The organism is Candidatus Limousia pullorum, assembly GCF_057405065.1.
Map to the genome: position 1 here is coordinate 788,269 of NZ_CM171614.1, position 18,416 is coordinate 806,684.

The following is an 18,416-nucleotide window of genomic DNA, read 5'->3' on the forward strand; positions in this document are numbered from 1 at the left end:
TTGAAAAGGGCTTTTTTCATTGACTAAAAATTAGAAATATATATAATTATAACTGCACCTTAATTTTTTTCTATGTGCAAACGGTACTATGAACCGATTATATAAGCATATGACAATTTTGTGTGAGGAGGTTATTTTTTGGTATTTTCAAGCCTGTTATTTTTATTTTTGTATCTTCCTTTTGTTTTACTTATATATTATGTAACCCCAAGGAAGTTCAGAAACCTGTTTTTATTTGTTGTAAACCTTATTTTCTATGGTTGGGGTGAACCTGTTTTTGTTTTGCTGATGATGTTTTCCACGGTTGTGGACTATGTGCACGGCTATTTTATTGACAAATACCGCTCTAACAAAAAGCTTGCCAAAAGCCTTGTGATTTCTTCAGCGGTTATAAATCTTTCACTTTTGGGATTTTTCAAATATGCAGGATTTATCGCAGACACATTGAATATTCTGCCGTTTTTAAATATTCCAAAGCTTACAATCCCTCTGCCTATAGGAATAAGCTTCTATACTTTCCAGACAATGTCCTATTCCATCGACGTTTACAGAGGTGACGCTCCTGTTCAGAAAAATATTATTTCTTTCGGAACCTACGTTGCACTGTTTCCGCAGCTTATTGCCGGCCCTATCGTTCGATACAAGGACGTAGCCTATCAGCTTGACCACAGAAGAGAAACTCTCGACCAGTTTACCCACGGCGTAAAGGTTTTCCTTGTGGGACTTGCCAAAAAGGTTTTGATTGCAAACCAGATGGGCCTCCTTTGGGACAGCATAAGAAACTCCGGCGAAGCCAACGGAATTTTGGGAAGCTGGGTTGGAATTATCGCCTATTCATTCCAGATTTATTTTGACTTTTCCGGCTACAGCGACATGGCGTGCGGTCTGGGAAATATGCTGGGCTTTGAATTTCTCAAGAACTTCGATTACCCATACATTTCAAAGACAATAACCGAGTTCTGGAGAAGATGGCATATCTCTCTGGGAACATGGTTCAGAGAGTACGTTTACATTCCCCTTGGCGGAAACAGAAAAGGCGTTCCCCGTCAGATTGTAAATCTTATTATAGTATGGTTCTTAACCGGACTTTGGCACGGCGCCGCCATGAACTTTATTCTCTGGGGTCTTTATTTCGGCGCAATCCTCATTATTGAAAAATTATTCTTGGGAAAAATACTTGCAAAGCTCCCCTCATGGGTATCACATGTTTATTCCCTTTTCATAATTGTTCTCGGTTGGGTTCTTTTCTATTTCGAGGATATGGGCGCACTTTTTGCATATCTGGGAAACATGTTCAGCCTTTCCAATGGACTTATAGGAAGCTCCGCTCTCTATTACACACTGGCATATCTGCCATTGCTTATTGCGGCGGCCGTTGCAAGCACACCGCTTATGACAAATATTTACAATAAGCTCAAGGAAAAACGCCTTATGTGGCTCGTTGAAACTGTTCTCTGTGCTGTAGTTTTGTTTGTATGCACAGCGTCACTTGTAAATCAGAGCTACAATCCGTTTTTGTATTTCAGATTTTAAAAGGAGGTACAAGCTGTGAAAAAAATAAAAAAATATGTGCCTGCAATAGTTTTTGTGCTGTTTATTTTTTCAATGGGAATTGCCTTTCTTGCTCTTCCCAAAAAGGCCTACAGCACCTCCGAAAAAAGATATCTTGCAAGCTTTCCGAAGCTTACATCGGAAAGCTTTTTAAGCGGACAGTTTGGAACCGAATTTGAAAAATATCTTTCCGACCACATGACCGGAAGAAATTTCTTTGTTGGACTTAACGCTTATGCAAATCTTTTCCAGGGCTTAAACGGCGTATCCGGAAAATATCTTTGCAGTGACGGCTATATAATCAACCAGCCTTTAAATGCTTTTGACAACCGTCTTGATGAGAACACGGAAATCATCAAAAGCTTTGCCGATTCCGTTGACGTTCCTGTAACAATGACACTTGTTCCCTCAACCGGTTACATCATGAGCGACAAGCTCCCTGCAAATCACCTTACCTATAAGGATGGCGAATATTTTGCACAGATGGAATCAGCCCTTAAAGACAGCAATGTAAACTTTGTAAATCTTTTAGAACCTTTCCGGCAGTACGCCGCCTCAGGTGATCAGCTTTACTACAAAACCGACCACCACTGGACAAGCCTCGGGGCATACAGAGCCTATATGCTTATCTGTCAGTCTTTGGGAATTACACCTGTTTCTGAGGACCGGTACGAAATTGAAGTATATTCGGATTTCTACGGAACAACCTATTCCGGAAGCGCATATTGGTTTAACGAACCGGACAACATAGAGCTTTGGGTAAATCCACAGAACACAGAAGAGAACATCACAGTTCAAATAACAGAAGGTCAGGAAACCAAGGAAAGCCACAGTCTTTTCTACAAAGAGCATCTTTCCGAGGATGACAAGTACCCTGTATATCTGGACGGAAACCAGCCTTTTGTCAGAATTACAAACACAAACGCCCCTGAGGGCAAGCTCATTGTAATCAAGGACAGTTTCGCCCATTGTCTTGTGCCTTTCCTTGCGGACAACTACAGCGAAATCGTTATGGTTGACATGAGATACTACAAAGGCTCCGTATCAGAGCTTATTAAGACAGAGGAAGCCGACCGGGTTTTAATAGCCTACGGCATCGACAACTTAGCCACCGACACCGACCTGGTTTGGCTCAAATAATTTTTTTATATCCGACCTGCAAAGGGAGGATATAAAAATTAAGTTCATCGCAGGTCGGGCGAGTCTTTTATTTCCGCCTTGCAAAACTTCTTTTAAGAAATAAACATCGTTTCAAGGCGGGCGAGTTTTTTATTACCGACCTGCAAAGGTTTATGTTGGAATTTAACACCATCACAGGTCGGGCGAGTCTTTTATTTCCGCCTTGCAAAACTTATTTTAAGAAATAAACGTCGTTTCAAGGCGGGCGAGACCTTTTCCTTAATCTTTAGAATGGCTCGCTCTTGGTTAGGTTTATTTTGATTTTATATTATTAACACATTAACCCGTGGTTTCTTTTGGAAATCACGGGGTTTTTGTAATATATTATATTTTTAAATCATATGTTATTTATATTAGAAATAACAAAAAGGGGGGAAGGCGATTTTGAAAGAATGGTTCAGAAAGATATGCTTGTTTTTCTTTCCGATAGTGGTGATACCTTTTTTAAGCTTGTACTATGATTTTTTTGATAAAGGCGTGCTGGGGATTATTTTTTCATGCGTCAATGAAAGTCCCTGGGAGCTTATGAAGCCTGTGTTCTGGGCGTGCCTTTTCTGGTGGTCGCTGGAGCTTTTGTGGGGAGTGAAAAAGTTTAAGATATATGTAAAAGCAAAGGTGATTTCTCTGTTTTTCCTTTGCTTTTTCTGCTGTGTATCAAATACAATTCTGCTTTACTGTGCAGAGGATTTTTTCTGGTGGCTTCCCACGGCTTTCTGCGTTGCTTTGTCCTATATTTTTTATTTCATTTCAAATATAGCTGTTAAGAACATTGAAAAAACAAGGGGCTTTGGTGTATGTGTAGTTATATTGGCTTTAATGGTGGGGGCTGTGTTCTGTTTTTCACTTTATCCACCGCACAATTTCCTGTTTGTGGATAATTTTTTTAATACATACGGGATAGTGACCTAAAATATTCAAGTTTTTCACCGATGTTCTTGACAATTTATACGGAAAAATCATTTTGATTTAAAGAAAATTTTCGACTTTTTTTCATTCTTTTCTATTCAATCTCGGTGTAATATATGTTATACTAATTGTGTATGCAGATTTTATAAAATATGATAAATATAGGTCATAATAGATATAAAAAAGAACAGATACAGGAAGTTGAAATATGAAAGAAAGACGAGAAAAATTTAAAAAAGAGGATACATATAGGGAAGTTCCCGAAAAACGTGAAGACGTTATCGCCGGAAGAAACCCTGTTACGGAAGCCATAAGAAGCGGAAGAGCCATTGATACAATACTTGTGGCTAAAAATGCCGCCTCCGGAGCAGTTGTGGGAATTTTGGCTAAGGCGAGAGATAAGGGAATAACCGTAAAAGAGGTTGACGCCAAAAAGCTTGATTTTCTCTGCGCAGGTGAAAACCATCAGGGAATAGCCGCTCTTGCCGCCATAAAGGAATACTCCACAATAGACGATATTTTTGCATTGGCTGAGGAGCGTGGGGAAAAGCCCTTTGTGGTTGTGCTGGATGAAATAGAAGACCCTCACAATCTGGGAGCTATTATCCGAACCGCAGAGTGTGCAGGCGTTCACGGAATAATAATTCCAAAGAGAAGAAGCGCAGGTTTGAGCTATGCCGTGGGAAAAGCCTCGGCGGGAGCTGTGGAGTATGTGCCTGTAGCAAGGGTTACAAATATTCCTGCGGCAATAGATGAGCTAAAGGAAAGAGGTCTGTGGGTTTACGGCGCAGACATGGACGGAACAGAGTGTTCCAAGTGCAATTTTGACGGCGCAGCTGCGCTGGTTATAGGCAACGAGGGAAAGGGAATAGGAAAGCTTGTAAGGCAGAAATGCGACGTTATAGTTTCTCTTCCTATGAAAGGAAAGATAAATTCCTTAAACGCCTCGGTTGCGGCAGGTATATTGATGTATGAAATGGCAAAGGGAAGATAATTAAGACAAATGTAAAGGGAAAAACAGGAGTGTTGATTGTGGATAAGCAGACAAAAGAAATCCTGGACTTTGCAAATAGAGATAATTCCGAAGAGGATAAACTTATTGAATCTATTCTCAAAGAAACCAGAGAGCTCAGCGAAGAGGAAAAAAAGCCTGAGCAGAAAAAGAGAAAGAAAAAAAGCCGAGTTGTAAAAGAAATTTTCAACAGTGAAAAGGGCAAAGCTGAAGAAGAAAAGAAAGAAAGTCACAGCGACGACGGCACAAACGCCGTTATTTTCCAGATAAGGGAGTTTAAGAGAGAGGACGACCAGGAGTCCGTAAAGTTCAAAGATTTTGAAATTTTCGACAGTGCGGCGGAAAAAGCCGTGGGCAGAGATGATGAAAAAAGCTATCTGCCAAAGCATTTTACAGACTATGTTTCCGATGATACAAACGACGACATGTACGCCGACGGAAACGAATATCTTCAGAACCACAACAAGCCGGTAATACAGGATATAGATACTATCGACGTTGATTTAAGCGATTTTGAAGAGGAGCAGGAGAAAAAAGAGGAACAGGAAAAGAAAATGGAAAACCTTGTTTCTCAGGACAGCGTAAAGAGAAAAAGAGAGCTGAAAAAAGAAAAATACTCCTCAGGAAGAAAGAACAGAAAAAATTCCAAGAATAAAAATCAGGAAAAAGCAGAACAGCCTAAGCAGGAGGAGAAAAAAGAAACTCCCCAGAAGAACACAAAGGCTCAGGAAGAGAAAAAGAAGACTCCACAAAAGGAAAAAGAGCCTGAGAACAAGCCGGTAACCGGAAAAAATCAAAAGAAGAAAAAGAAAAACCAGGCTCAGAAAGACCAGCAGAAGAAAATTAAAAATGAAACCACTGTAAATACTCAGCCTATGGAGGAAAAAGCCGAAGAGAAATCAAATGTGATAACTCCGGACTTTACAAGAGTAAGACCTCCTTCATATGAAAAGGACAAGAATTCTGAGAAGATTTACGTTAAAGCCGGAAAATTCTCTTCAATAGTAAGGGACGCCTACAGCTGTTACGCAGTTCCGAAAAGCGCAGGCAAAAAGGTTAAGGGACAAATTGCCCTTGACGAGGACGGAGAAGAGAAGATAAATTTTGACTTTATCAAACGCCACGGCGGACAGGTTCTCAAGAGCATTTTCACAGGAAAGAGATATAAAAGTCAGACCGAAACCCAGCAAATTCAGTCAGAAGACCTTATTGAGGACATCGAAAGACTGGAAGACGTAAGAAATGTAAAAAGCGAGATAAACGTAAATATTAAAAGCTTGTTTTTCCGCTGTGTTATTTTGGGAGTTTTGGGACTCTTTGACTTGGGCGTAAGCATCTGGCAGCTTATGGTTCCGGAAATTGCGGATATAACCCATTCATCAGCTCCGCTTACTGTTTGTATAATAAACGCAATAATAGTTATCGCCGTTGTGGTGGTTTCAAAGACCACAATCCTAAACGGATTTGCGGCGCTGACGAGATTTAAGGGAAATTCCGACACCGCATTGTCTGTGGCGATAATGGCAACAGCCTTGCAGGGCCTTGTAGCTCTCTTTGCCTCGGATATTTTCTTCAGCGGAAAATATTCCTTCTACACCCTTATAGTTATAATCTGTGTAATAGGAAATTACCTGGGAAAACTCCTTATGCTGAAACGCACAAAGGAAAACCTGAGATTTATGTCATCGGAGCAGCAGTGCTATGCCGCAAAGATTTACGACAACGAGGAAATCGCCTCAAAGATGCTCAGCGGCACAGCGGTTGGCAGACCGATTATAGCTTACCAGCATAAAACCTCATTTTTGAGTAACTATTTAAAGCTTTCCTACGCTCCCGACCCGGGAGAGGACAGCTCAGGCGCACTGGCACCGTTTACATTGGTTTGTTCCTTTGTAATATCTCTGCTTTACGCCATATTCTACGGTTCATTTATGGGAGCCGTAACAACCTTTGCAGTAACAACAGCCGTAAGCGTTCCGGTGGGAAATCTTATACTTGCAAACTTCCCGATTACAAGCTTCTGTAAGCAGCTTCGTCAGAGGGGCGCAATGATTACCGGATATCCGTCAATCAAGCAGTTCTGCGATACATCAGCAATTATGGTTGACGCCTGCGAGCTGTATCCAGAGGGCTGTGTGGAAATCGTAAGAGCAAGAGATTTTGAACAGCACAGAATAGAAGAAGCAATAATCGCCGCATATTCAGTGCTTAAAGAGGCAAAAAGCCCAATACAGTTTGTGTTTAAGAAGCTTTTGGAAAAGCAGGAGGAGAAACTTCCGGCAGTTGAAAGTGTTTTGTACGAAGAGGGCGCAGGCCTTGTAGGCTGGGTAAACAGCGAAAGAATTTTAATCGGCACAAGACTTCTCCTTGAGAAATACGGCATAGACGTTTTGGAAGAGGAAGAAGAGGAGAAATTCTCTGACGGCGACCCGGTTGTTTATTTCGCCCACGCAGGACAGCTCTGCGCAGTTTTCTCACTGAAATACTCAACAAATACAACAATGTGTGAAGAACTTCAGAGAGCCGAGGAAAACGGCTTGAGCATTATTGTAAGCACAACAGACTACAATATTACCGAGGATAAAATCGCCAAGGATTTCGGTATTTTCTACCGCTCAGTAAAGGTTCTGCCTACAGGACTTTCAAATGTATGCCGTGAGGTTACAGAGAGCAAAGAGGACAAATCCCGTGCTTACCTTGCCACAAACGGAAAGATTACTTCCCTTATGAGAGCTATTTCCGGATGTGTAAGACTTAAATCAAACATTTCATTGGCGGTTCTTTTGCAGACAATAGCCGTTATCGTGGGAATACTTCTGGTTTCTACATTGGCTTTGTATTCGGGAGTAAACTCCGTAAAAACACTGGAAATGTCACTTTTCGTTGTGTTCTGGCTTGTAGCGGTAGTTGTCCCCTCATTTATACAAAAACCGTAGTTTAAGGAAAATAAAGAAATAAAAAGTTAAATGAGAGCGAACCATTCCAAAGGAAACAGCGGAAGGTCTCGCCCGCCTTGAAACGACGCTAATTTTCAAAGGAAAGTTTTGCAAGGCGGAAATAAAAGACTCGCCCGCCTTGAAACGACGCTAATTTTCAAAGGAAAGTTTTGCAAGGCGGAAATAAAAGACTCGCCCGCCTTGAAACAATGTTAATTTCCAAATGGAAGCTTTGCAAGGCGGAAATAAAAGACTCGCCCGCCTTGAAACGACGCTAATTTTCAAAGGAAAGCTTTGCAAGGCGGAAACAAAAAATTCGCCCGCCATGTGAAGAACCTAACCGTCATATGGAAGTTAGGCATGGCGGAACTAAAAAAAGGAGAATAATAATGCTTATAGCACCTTCAATGCTTTCATGTGATTTTTCAAAAATGGGAGCTGAAACAGAAAAAATGGATAAGGCGGGAGCCGATTGGATACATCTTGACGTTATGGACGGACATTTTGTTCCCAATATAACCTTCGGCGCACCGGTTATTAAGTGGATAAGACCATTTACAAAGCTTCCCTTTGACGTTCATCTTATGATAAGCGACCCGCTTAAATATGTGGACGACTTTGCGGACGCAGGAGCCGATTATATAGTTTTCCACGTTGAGTGTGAGTCAGATATCGAAAAAACCATAGATAAAATTCATTCAAAGAATATTAAGGCAGGACTTGCGGTAAAACCAAAGACACCTGCCGAGGCAATTTTCCCTTATCTTCATAAGATAGAGCTTGCTTTGGTTATGACTGTTGAACCGGGATTCGGCGGCCAGTCATATATGGCGGAAAATATTGAAAAAATCGCCAAAATCAAGGCAGAAGCAAAAAGGCTTGGAAAAGATATTCTCTGCCAGGTTGACGGAGGAATAAACGATAAGACTATTGCCCACGCATATCATGGCGGAGCGGATGTCTGCGTTGCGGGAACAGCGGTTTTCAAGGCTGAGGACAGCCGTAAAGCCATAGATAATTTGAAAGAATTATGTAAATAATAAAAAGGCAGACGGCGTTTTCGCCGTCTGTTTTGTTAAATAAAGGGGGAAAAGATATTGCTGAAGCTTGCACGATATTTAAAATATTATAAATTACAGGTGACAATAGGTCCCGTGTTTAAGCTCCTTGAAGCTATATTCGAGCTTATTGTACCGCTGATAATGGCTAATATAATAGATATAGGCGTAAAAAACGGCGATACAAACTATATTGCAAAACAGGGCGTTTTGCTGGTAATACTGGGAGTTACGGGACTTTTAAGCGCACTTATCTGCCAGTACAGCGCATCCTTTGCATCTCAGGGAGTGGGAACAATACTGCGCCGTGATTTGTTTCACCATATAAATACCCTTTCCCATAAGGAAATAGATATAATCGGCACGCCCTCACTTATCACAAGAATGACCAGCGACATAAATCAAATACAGCTTGCCGTTGCAATGCTTATAAGACTTGTTATACGTGCGCCCTTTTTGGTTGTTGGCGCAATGATAATGGCGTCAACTGTGAGCTTGAAGCTGTCTGTAATATTCTTCGGTGCGGCGGTGCTTATCGGACTTACCCTCTATATTATAATGAGCAAAAGCGTTCCGTTTTTTAAAACCATACAGAAAAGACTGGACAGAATTTCCCTTATCTCAAGAGAAAATCTCCGTGGCAACAGGGTTATAAGAGCATTTGCAAGACAGGATGAAGAGGAAGAAAAGTTTTCAAAGGCGGCTCAGGAGCTTACAGACGCCAGTATTTCGGCGGGCAGAATTTCGGTTCTTTTAAGCCCTTTGACCTGTATAATAACAAATATCGCCATAGCCCTTATTATCTGGTTCGGCGGTATGAATGTAAATATCGGCGAGCTTTCACAGGGAGATATAATCGCCCTTGTTAACTATATGACCCAGATAATGCTTGCAATGGTTGTGGTTGCGGACCTGGTGGTAATATTTACAAGAGCCTCCGCATCTGCTCAGAGAATTAACGAAATTTTTGAAACAAAGACCTCTGTGACAGAGGAGAAAGCAGAGAAAAATCCAGCTGCTGAAAACGATAACGCAATAGAGTTTAGAAACGTAAGCTTTTCCTACGGCGAGGGGGAAGCATTGAAAAATGTGACCTTTTCTATTAAAAAGGGCGAAACTTTGGGAATTATCGGCGGAACCGGTTCCGGTAAATCCACATTTGTAAATCTTATCCCACGTTTTTACGACGCAACAAAGGGGCAGGTGCTTGTAAACGGTGTTGACGTTAAAAAGTACGAAATAGAAACACTGAGAGAGAAAATCGGAGTTGTGGCTCAGAAAACCGTTTTGTTTAAGGGAAGCCTGAGAAAAAATATGCAGTGGGGCAAGGAAAAGGCAATTGACCAGGAAATTATAAAAGCCTTAAAAATCGCCCAGTCATGGGATTTTGTGGAGAAGCTTCCCGGAAAGCTTGACTTTGACGTGGCTCAGGGAGGAAAGAATTTCTCCGGTGGTCAACGCCAAAGACTTACAATTGCGAGAGCATTGGTTAAACAGCCGGATATACTTATACTTGACGACAGCTTTTCAGCGCTGGACTTTGCCACCGACGCAAACCTTAGAAAAGAGCTTAAAGAGCAGACAAAGGGCATGACGGTGGTTATAGTTTCCCAGAGAGCTTCCACAATCAGAAATGCAGATAAAATAGTGGTTCTTGATGAGGGCGAGTGCGTCGGTATCGGCACTCATCAGGAGCTTTACAAGAATTGTTCAGAGTACAGGGAGATATGTCTGTCACAGCTCAGCGCAGAGGAGGCGGTTTGATGAAAAAGAAAAAATCCTATTCAACAGTTAAAAGAATAGTTTTAGCCGCCGCCAAATACAAAAAATATGCGGTGATAGGCATTATCTGCGCATTTATAAGCGTGGGACTTACACTTTTGGGCCCGGTGCTCACCGGTAACGCTATCGACTGCATTATCGACAATGGACAGGTGGACTTTGAAAGCATTTCAAAAATTTTAATGGGCTTTATGCTCACAACGGCGGGTTCTGCGCTGTTTCAGTGGATTATGGGACTTTGCACAAATAAGCTGAGCTACTGCGCCGCAAGGGATTTAAGACAGCAGGTCTATTCAAAGTTTAATTCGGTTCCTTTAAGCTATATCGACGGCTCGAGCCACGGCGACCTTATAAACCGTGTTATAAACGACGTTGATGCAGTGGGCGACGGCCTTTTGCAGTCGGTTACAAAGCTTTTCACAGGAGTTGTAACCATTGTCGCCACCCTTGTGTTTATGTTCGCAATAAATGTTACCATAGCTTTGGCGGTAATGCTTTTGACTCCTGTGTCATTGTTTGTTGCGGCTTTTATCGGAAAATTTTCCGGAAGCAAGTTCAGAAAGCAGCAGCTTTTACAGGGCGAAGTCAGCGCATATATAGAAGAAATGGTGGGAAACCAGCAGATTGTAAAGTCCTTTGCCTATGAAAAAAGGGCAGAACAGGAATTTGAAAGAAAAAATCAGGAGCTGTACAAGGTGGGACAAAAAGCCCAGTTTGCAGGAAGCCTTGCAAACCCCTCAACACGCTTTGTAAACGGACTTGTATACGCCGCCGCAGGAATTTTAGGAGCACTGTCTGCGGTAAACGGTGGACTTACAGTAGGTCAGATTTCCGTGTTCTTAACATATGCAAACCAGTACACAAAGCCCTTTAACGAAATAACAGGCGTTTTGACCCAGCTTCAAACCGCAATAGCTTCTGCAAAACGTGTTTTTGAGGTGCTGGACGAGCCAAACGAAACCGCCGACAAGGAAAACGCAGTGACAATAGAAAGAGCCGACGGAAATATGGTTTTTGAAAATGTAAACTTTTCTTACCGTGAAAATCAGAAGCTCATAGAAAACTTTAACCTTAAAGTAAAAAAAGGTCAGCGCATAGCCATTGTAGGCCCTACAGGCTGCGGCAAAACCACAATGATAAACCTTATTATGAGATTTTACGACGTGAACAGCGGAGAAATTCGTCTTGATTCCGTTCCCATAAAGGACATAAAAAGAAACAGCCTGCGCCAAAACTTTGCAATGGTTTTGCAGGACAGCTGGCTGTTTAACGGAACAGTGAGGGAAAACCTCTGTTACGGAAATCCTGACGCCACGGAAGAAGAAATGATAAAGGCGGCAAAATCAGCTTACGCACACGGCTTTATCTCAAGACTTCCAAAGGGCTATGACACGGTGATAACCGAGGAAGGCTCCAACCTTTCCCAGGGAGAAAAACAGCTTTTGTGTATAGCCAGAGCGATGCTCACCGATTCGCCTTTGCTTATTTTGGACGAAGCCACAAGCTCCATTGATACACTTACGGAACAGAGAGTTCAAAAGGCTTTCGCCAAAATGATGGAGGGCAAAACAAGCTTTGTGGTAGCTCATAGACTTTCCACAATCAAGGAAGCCGACGTTATTCTTGTTATGAAAGACGGAAATATAATAGAACAGGGCAGACACGACGACCTGCTGAAACAGGGCGGATTTTATTCAACACTTTATAACAGTCAGTTCAGCTGATATTTAAAAACAAAACCCCGTGAAAAATCACGGGGTTCGGTATTTATATAGAAAATTTAATTGCATTTTGTTCCGCAGATTCCGCAGTAGATATCGTCGTCATTTAAGGGAGCGCCGCAGGAGCGACAGGTTTTTGGTTTGTTATAATTTTCTGTCTGAGTGAATGAGCTTTGACCGGCAGGATAATTGTATTGTGCGGTCTGATTAAACTGCTGTGGGTACTGACTGTACGGCTGACTGCTCTGCTGCTGATTGTTAAAGGAGTCGTTATACTGTGAATTTTGATATTGTGACTGATTAAACTGCTGATTTGCGCCGTATGTATATTGGGGGAAACTTGCCTGAGCCGCTTTATTGTACTTGTAAGGGAAAGCTATCCAAATGCCCAGGAAGAAGTAGCTTACAAGATTAAGACACATTTCTATGTTGCTCTCAACTGTGTACTGCAAAGCTATGGAGCATATGATGTTACTGCCCACATAAAGCAAAAACAGAATTAAATAGATTATAAAGAAAACAATAGATAAGGGCTTGTTTTTGCCGCTTAAACAAATGATTGAAAAAAGAAAAGCATAGATAGTGATAACTCCAAAGGCAACAGCGTATAAGGTGTTTCCGTAAACGAAATCCTCGGAGGTATACCTTAAAAGCTCTGTAAAGTTTGATTTTATAAAAAAGGTGTAAACATAGCTTGAGAGTGTTGAAAGCTGTATAAGTATTGCCAAAGGAAGCATAAAGCTTCTTGTGCGTGAGAAAAGCACAAGGGTCAGCAGTAAGAGGGATACAATAGAGGGTATCCAGTTGATACCATAGTTTTCAAAAAGAAAATCCATAGGTATTCCCATATCGTTAATCTTGATAATCATGCTGCCGATTAAGTAAACCGAAAACAAAAGCCAGCACAATACGGTTATTGCCGCAAACGGTAATTTAAGTTTTTGATTGTTCATGTTTTTACCTCCTATAAAGATTGTAATTTTATTTTATCATAACAATAGGACTAATGCACGTGTTTTGATAATTTTCTGTATTTAGTGTAGATAAGGGCAGTTTTTGTGGGAAATGGTGTGAATTTTGCAAACCAACCCCATTGACAAAATATAGCTGAAATGAGATAATAAAAAGTGTTTCAGTTTCGTGAAAAGGACTTTTATTGAATATAAAATCCCGATTGCGAAAAGATAAAAAGAAAAGTTAAATAAGAGTGAGCCATTCCAAAAAATAAGGAAAAGGTTTCGCCCGCCTTGAAACGATGTCTATTTCTTAGTCTAACATTTGCAAGGCGGAGATAAAAAACTCGCCCGACCTGTGCAGATGTTTATTTTTAAGATAGACTTTTGCAGGTCGGAAATAAAAAAAGTTAAATGAGAGCGAACCACTCCAAAGATTGCGGAAAAGGTCTCGCCCGACGGAAAACGGGAGCTAACGAAAAGATGTTCCTTTCCCCGTCGGATATAAAAGAAAAAAAGGGGAGAAATTGTATAATGGCTAAGGAGCTTGCTAAGGCTTATAATCCTCAGGAATTTGAGGATAGAATATACGACTTCTGGCTGAAAGGCAACTACTTTCACGCTGAAGTTGATAAGGATAAAAAACCATATACTATTGTGATGCCGCCTCCAAATATCACAGGTCAGCTTCACATGGGTCACGCATTGGATGAAACCTTGCAGGATATTTTGATTAGATATAAGAGAATGCAGGGGTATTCCGCTTTGTGGCTTCCGGGTACCGACCACGCTTCTATCGCTACCGAGGCAAAAATCGTTGAGGCTATGGCTAAAGAGGGTCTCACAAAAGAGGACTTGGGCAGAGAAAAATTCCTTGAAAGAGCTTGGGACTGGAAAAAAGAGTATGGCGGCAGAATCTGCGACCAGCTTAAAAAATTAGGCTCAAGCTGCGACTGGGAAAGAGAAAGATTTACCCTTGACGAGGGCTGTTCAAAGGCTGTTAAAGAGGTTTTTGTAAAGCTCTATGAAAAGGGACTTATTTACCGTGGCGAAAGAATAATCAACTGGTGTCCGCACTGCTGTACTTCAATTTCCGACGCAGAGGTTGAATTTTCCGAGCAGGAAGGCAATTTCTGGCATATCAGATATCCTATCAAGGACAGCGACGAATATGTTGAGATAGCCACCACAAGACCTGAAACACTTCTGGGCGATACAGCAGTTGCAGTAAACCCAAATGATGAAAGATATAAGAATATCGTTGGAAAAATGCTTATCCTCCCAATTGTTGGCAGAGAAATTCCTGTTGTTGCCGACGATTATGTTGAGATGGATTTCGGAACAGGCTGTGTTAAGATTACACCTGCTCACGACCCTAACGACTTCGAGGTTGGTTTAAGACATAATCTGCCTGTTATAAATGTTATGGACGATACTGCCCATATGAACGAAAATGCAGGCAAATATCAGGGAATGGACAGATACGAGTGCAGAAAAGCAATCGTTCACGACCTTGAAGAGGGCGGCTTCCTTGTAAAGATTGAGCCACACGTTCACAATGTAGGTACCTGCTACCGCTGTAAGACAACTGTTGAACCTAAGGTTTCAAAGCAGTGGTTTGTAAAGATGAAGCCTTTGGCAGAGCCTGCAATAGAGTGCGTTAAGGACGGAAGAACAAAGTTCATTCCTGAAAGATTTGAAAAGATTTATTTCCACTGGATGGAAAATATTAAAGACTGGTGTATCTCCCGTCAGCTTTGGTGGGGTCATAGAATTCCTGCATGGTACTGCGCAGACTGCGGCGAGGTAATCGTTTCAAGAGAAGAGCCTCACACCTGCCCTAAGTGCGGAAGTACAAAGCTTTCACAGGACGAGGATACATTGGATACATGGTTCAGCTCTGCATTGTGGCCCTTCAGCACATTGGGCTGGCCTGATAAGACACCTGAGCTTGAGTATTTCTACCCGACAAATACACTTGTTACAGGATACGACATTATCTTCTTCTGGGTTGCAAGAATGATTTTCTCAGCCTGCGAGCAGATGGGATGCCCTCCGTATGATACAGTATTTATTCACGGTATCGTAAGAGATGAAAAGGGTATAAAGATGTCAAAATCTCTCGGAAACGGTATCGACCCGCTTAAGGTTATCGACCAGTACGGCGCAGACGCTCTGAGATTCTTCCTTGCAACAGGAAACTCACCGGGAAATGACATGAGATTCAGTGAAAAGCGTGTTGAGGCAAGCCGTAACTTTGCAAACAAGCTTTGGAACGCAAGCCGCTTTGTTCACATGAATATAGATGATTTCAATGTTGAGAACAAGCTCCCTGAAAAGCTTGAGACAGAGGACAAGTGGATTTTAAACGAGTTCAACAAGGTTACAAAGGAAATCAACGAAAACCTTGAAAAGTTTGAATTGGGCGTTGCAGTTCAGAAGCTTTATGACTTTATCTGGGACTGCTACTGCGACTGGTATATCGAGCTTGCAAAGTCAAGACTCCAGTCCGACGAGCAGACAGCTCAGAACGCAAGACAGGTTCTCGTATGGGTTCTTGAAAAGACCCTGAGACTTCTCCATCCGTTTATGCCTTACATCACAGAGGAAATCTGGCAGACATTGCCTCACGAGGGCGAAACAATAATGCTTTCAAAGTACCCGGAGTACGACGAAAGCCTTGACTTCCCACAGGCAGCCAAGGAAATGGAAAGCGTTATGGACGCAATAAAGGCAATCCGTAACCGCCGTCAGGAAATGAACGTTCCTCCGTCAAGAAAAGCAAAGGTATACATTGCCACAAAGCTTGAGGATGTATTTGCAAACGGCTCTAAGTTTATCTGCAAGCTGGCTTCCGCAAGCGAAGTTGAAATAGGCGAAAGCTTTGAAATCGAGGGCGCAGTAACAGTTGTTACCACCGACGCAAAGATTTATATTCCTATGGACGAGCTTGTAGACAAGGCAGCAGAGACCGCAAGACTTAAAAAGGAACTTGCCGCCACAGAAAAGCTTTTGGCTCAGTCCGAGGGTAAGCTTAACAATCAGGGCTTTATCTCAAAGGCACCTGAAAAGGTTGTAGAAACCGTTAAACAGCAGGCAGCCCGTGAAAGAGAAAAAATAGCCCAGCTGAAAGCCGCTTTGGAAGCTCTTTTATAACCGACGGGGAAAAGTAAATTGGGAAATAAACTCCCGTTTACCGTCGGACGAGACGTTATTTTAAGAAATAAAAATAGCTCTGTTACAGTTAAGTCTGTAGCAGAGCTTTTTGATTATGAGATTAAATAAAAATAAGACCATGTACAATATATAGTTATATAAAATAAAAACAAAATATTAACGATTTTTTTACATTTATAATATCTTTCTGTAATTGATATTTTAATTGCGCATTATTATAATTTTAATGGGGGAGATATTAAAATGAAAAAGATAAATTATAAAAAGGGCAAAATAATTATGTGGATACTAATGGCGGTTGGATTTTTAATAGCCTTTTTACCGCTGTTTATTATGGCTGTTATAAATCCATCTGGTCATATTCAGGATTTTAATTATATTTGTATTTATGTAGGCTTTGGGTTTATATTTTTGGGACTTATTGTGGGGATAATATTTGTACGCTGTCCTCACTGCGGCAGAGGGTTAGACCTTAAATTTACGTGGTATAATTATTGTCCGTACTGCGGAAAAGATATGGATAAAGAAGAGTAATTATAATTGCATAAAAGAATAATAAAACATCCACGGTCAATTTGAAATAAACCGTGGATGTAATTGCAATAAGTTAAAAATAAAAGGTAATTGAGAGCGAACCATTCCAAAGATAGCGGAAAAGGTTTCGCCCGACCTGTGATGATGTTAATTTCCTTTGCTAACCTCAGCAGGTCGGAAATAAAAAACTCGCCCGACCTGTGCAGATGTCAATTTCCATGCTAAACCCATGCAGGTCGGAGCCAAAACTATTTGATTTCTTGTTCGAGGTTGTCGAATATGTCGCTGTTAAAAAATTCCCTTATGGTTATTCCTAAACCGTCACAGATTTTCTTTATGGAAACAACGCCGGGGTTTTTGCTTTTATCGTTGAGCATACTGTATATTGTGGAGGGGGAAACTCCGGAAATGTTAGCGAGGGCATTTACGGCAATATTGTTTTGACGGCAAAGTTCTAAAATTCTTTTTTCAACGGCTTCTTTTATGTCCATTTATTTCACCTTTTCTTGTTTTTTATTCTGAAATAAATGGTATACAAATATGCGATAAATCGTGTGGGATATATCGCATATTTCAAGAAAATATGTTATAATTACGATATATCCCATATATGAAAGGTTGTTTATCGTGATTTGTACTTTTTTTGGACATAGAGCAATACCGAAAAATATTGAAAATGAATTGCAGATAGTTTTAATAGATCTGATTAAGAATAAAGACGTTAATTTATTTTATGTAGGAAACAATGGAGATTTTGACGCATTGGTGCGAAAAGAATTAAATCTTTTAAAATCGACATTTCCACATATTAACTATTATGTTGTACTTGCTTATATGCCTAAAGAAAATAATATATTAAATACATATAATTTTTCAGATACAATTTATCCTGACGGGCTTGAATTTACTCCACCAAAATATGCAATAGACAAACGGAACAGGTGGATGTTAAATAAATCAGATTATGTGGTTACATATGTTAAAACAACATTTGGCGGTGCGTATAAGTTTAAAAAGCTTGCTGAAAAGAAAGGAAAAACAGTAATAAATTTAGCCGATAAATAATTAGGATAGGGTTGAGCCGTCAATTAGATTTATCTTTGTAAACAGGCTTGGTTTTATCATAAACCTTACTGCTACCGTCCGCACATGATAGTGCGCCCCTACGGTGATTTTCTTTTAAAGAATAATAAAACATCCATGGTCAATTTAAAATGAACCGTGGATGTAATTGCAATAGATTAAAAAATCAAACCCAACCGATAGCGAGCCATTCCAAGGACTTAGAAAAAGGTTTAGCCCGACCTGTAATGACGTTAACTTTCTTTGATAACCTTTGCAGGTCGGAAATAAAAAACTCGCCCGACCTGTGCAGATGCCGATTTCCATGCTAAACCCATGCAGGTCGGAGATAAAAGAAAAACCGAACGCTTTTGCATTCGGTTTTTGTTGTGTTGGCATCTCCCTATTTTCCCGGGCCGTCTCCAGCCAAGTATCTTCGGCACCACTGAGCTTAACTTCCGTGTTCGGTATGGGAACGGGTGGACCCTCAGCGTCATCAACACCAACTTATTTACTTTTTGTTCGCTGTCGTTACAGCTTTATTA

13 protein-coding genes and 1 rRNA gene are annotated in these 18,416 nt (G+C 41.0%); 11 read left to right on the forward strand and 3 right to left on the reverse strand.

The annotated features are described in order from the left end of the window. Positions 1-138: 138 nt before the first annotated feature. From CGICJO_RS03495 to CGICJO_RS03530, 8 genes are all read left to right on the forward strand, one after another. The gene (locus CGICJO_RS03495) at positions 139-1,533 is read left to right on the forward strand and encodes an MBOAT family O-acyltransferase (RefSeq protein WP_486499654.1); all 1,395 of its coding nucleotides are present in this window, start codon (positions 139-141) and stop codon (positions 1,531-1,533) included. A gap of 15 nt (positions 1,534-1,548) precedes the next feature. Continuing rightward, positions 1,549-2,691: a DHHW family protein gene (locus CGICJO_RS03500; protein WP_486499655.1), complete on the forward strand. Its 1,143-nt coding sequence runs from the start codon at positions 1,549-1,551 to the stop codon at positions 2,689-2,691. A 423-nt stretch (positions 2,692-3,114) separates the two neighbouring features. Then, complete coding sequence (locus tag CGICJO_RS03505; RefSeq protein ID WP_486499656.1) at positions 3,115-3,639, forward strand: hypothetical protein; 525 nt, start codon at positions 3,115-3,117, stop codon at positions 3,637-3,639. Positions 3,640-3,844: 205 nt separating this feature from the next. After that, a complete protein-coding gene (gene rlmB, locus CGICJO_RS03510) occupies positions 3,845-4,630 on the forward strand; it encodes a 23S rRNA (guanosine(2251)-2'-O)-methyltransferase RlmB (RefSeq protein WP_087378559.1) in 786 nt (261 codons plus the stop codon). A gap of 38 nt (positions 4,631-4,668) precedes the next feature. Then, complete coding sequence (locus CGICJO_RS03515) at positions 4,669-7,584, forward strand: HAD family hydrolase (RefSeq protein ID WP_486499657.1); 2,916 nt, start codon at positions 4,669-4,671, stop codon at positions 7,582-7,584. 389 nt (positions 7,585-7,973) lie between these two features. Continuing rightward, a complete protein-coding gene (gene rpe / locus CGICJO_RS03520) occupies positions 7,974-8,624 on the forward strand; it encodes a ribulose-phosphate 3-epimerase (protein WP_486499658.1) in 651 nt (216 codons plus the stop codon). Positions 8,625-8,681: 57 nt separating this feature from the next. Next, positions 8,682-10,406: an ABC transporter ATP-binding protein gene (locus CGICJO_RS03525; protein WP_486499659.1), complete on the forward strand. Its 1,725-nt coding sequence runs from the start codon at positions 8,682-8,684 to the stop codon at positions 10,404-10,406. Then, on the forward strand, positions 10,406-12,148 hold the full coding sequence (locus CGICJO_RS03530; RefSeq protein ID WP_486499660.1) for an ABC transporter ATP-binding protein: 1,743 nt from the start codon (positions 10,406-10,408) through the stop codon (positions 12,146-12,148). The genes CGICJO_RS03525 and CGICJO_RS03530 overlap by 1 nt, the downstream gene beginning before the upstream one ends. 56 nt (positions 12,149-12,204) lie before the next feature. Here the strand turns inward: CGICJO_RS03530 and CGICJO_RS03535 are convergent, their stop codons facing one another. Next, positions 12,205-13,098, reverse strand: coding sequence for a hypothetical protein (locus CGICJO_RS03535; RefSeq protein ID WP_486499661.1), 894 nt, complete (start codon positions 13,096-13,098; stop codon positions 12,205-12,207). Positions 13,099-13,632: 534 nt separating this feature from the next. Here CGICJO_RS03535 and CGICJO_RS03540 point away from each other — a divergent pair. Further along, complete coding sequence (locus CGICJO_RS03540; protein ID WP_486499662.1) at positions 13,633-16,254, forward strand: valine--tRNA ligase; 2,622 nt, start codon at positions 13,633-13,635, stop codon at positions 16,252-16,254. 264 nt (positions 16,255-16,518) lie between these two features. Beyond that, positions 16,519-16,809: a hypothetical protein gene (locus tag CGICJO_RS03545; protein ID WP_486499663.1), complete on the forward strand. Its 291-nt coding sequence runs from the start codon at positions 16,519-16,521 to the stop codon at positions 16,807-16,809. A 248-nt stretch (positions 16,810-17,057) separates the two neighbouring features. Here CGICJO_RS03545 and CGICJO_RS03550 read toward each other — a convergent pair whose 3' ends face one another. Further along, positions 17,058-17,300 (reverse strand): helix-turn-helix domain-containing protein, encoded by a 243-nt coding sequence (locus tag CGICJO_RS03550; protein ID WP_087378571.1) that lies wholly within the window; start codon positions 17,298-17,300, stop codon positions 17,058-17,060. A 136-nt stretch (positions 17,301-17,436) separates the two neighbouring features. Between CGICJO_RS03550 and CGICJO_RS03555 the strand changes: the two genes are divergently transcribed. Further along, positions 17,437-17,874 carry a hypothetical protein gene (locus tag CGICJO_RS03555; RefSeq protein ID WP_486499664.1) on the forward strand — a complete coding sequence of 146 codons (438 nt, stop codon included), beginning with the start codon at positions 17,437-17,439 and terminating at the stop codon, positions 17,872-17,874. A 387-nt stretch (positions 17,875-18,261) separates the two neighbouring features. On the opposite strand, the gene rrf is transcribed toward CGICJO_RS03555, so the two are convergent. Continuing rightward, positions 18,262-18,378: ribosomal RNA gene (gene rrf, locus CGICJO_RS03560) — 5S ribosomal RNA — on the reverse strand. Positions 18,379-18,416: the final 38 nt, after the last annotated feature.

Excerpts from the sequence above, each read along its gene's own strand:
- rlmB (WP_087378559.1), top strand. The coding sequence starts at position 3,845 with ATGAAAGAAAGACGAGAAAAATTTAAAAAAGAGGATACATATAGGGAA.
- rpe (WP_486499658.1), top strand. The coding sequence starts at position 7,974 with ATGCTTATAGCACCTTCAATGCTTTCATGTGATTTTTCAAAAATGGGA.
- CGICJO_RS03530 (WP_486499660.1), top strand. The coding sequence starts at position 10,406 with ATGAAAAAGAAAAAATCCTATTCAACAGTTAAAAGAATAGTTTTAGCC.
- CGICJO_RS03535 (WP_486499661.1), bottom strand. The coding sequence starts at position 13,098 with ATGAACAATCAAAAACTTAAATTACCGTTTGCGGCAATAACCGTATTG.
- CGICJO_RS03540 (WP_486499662.1), top strand. The coding sequence starts at position 13,633 with ATGGCTAAGGAGCTTGCTAAGGCTTATAATCCTCAGGAATTTGAGGAT.
- CGICJO_RS03545 (WP_486499663.1), top strand. The coding sequence starts at position 16,519 with ATGAAAAAGATAAATTATAAAAAGGGCAAAATAATTATGTGGATACTA.
- CGICJO_RS03550 (WP_087378571.1), bottom strand. The coding sequence starts at position 17,300 with ATGGACATAAAAGAAGCCGTTGAAAAAAGAATTTTAGAACTTTGCCGT.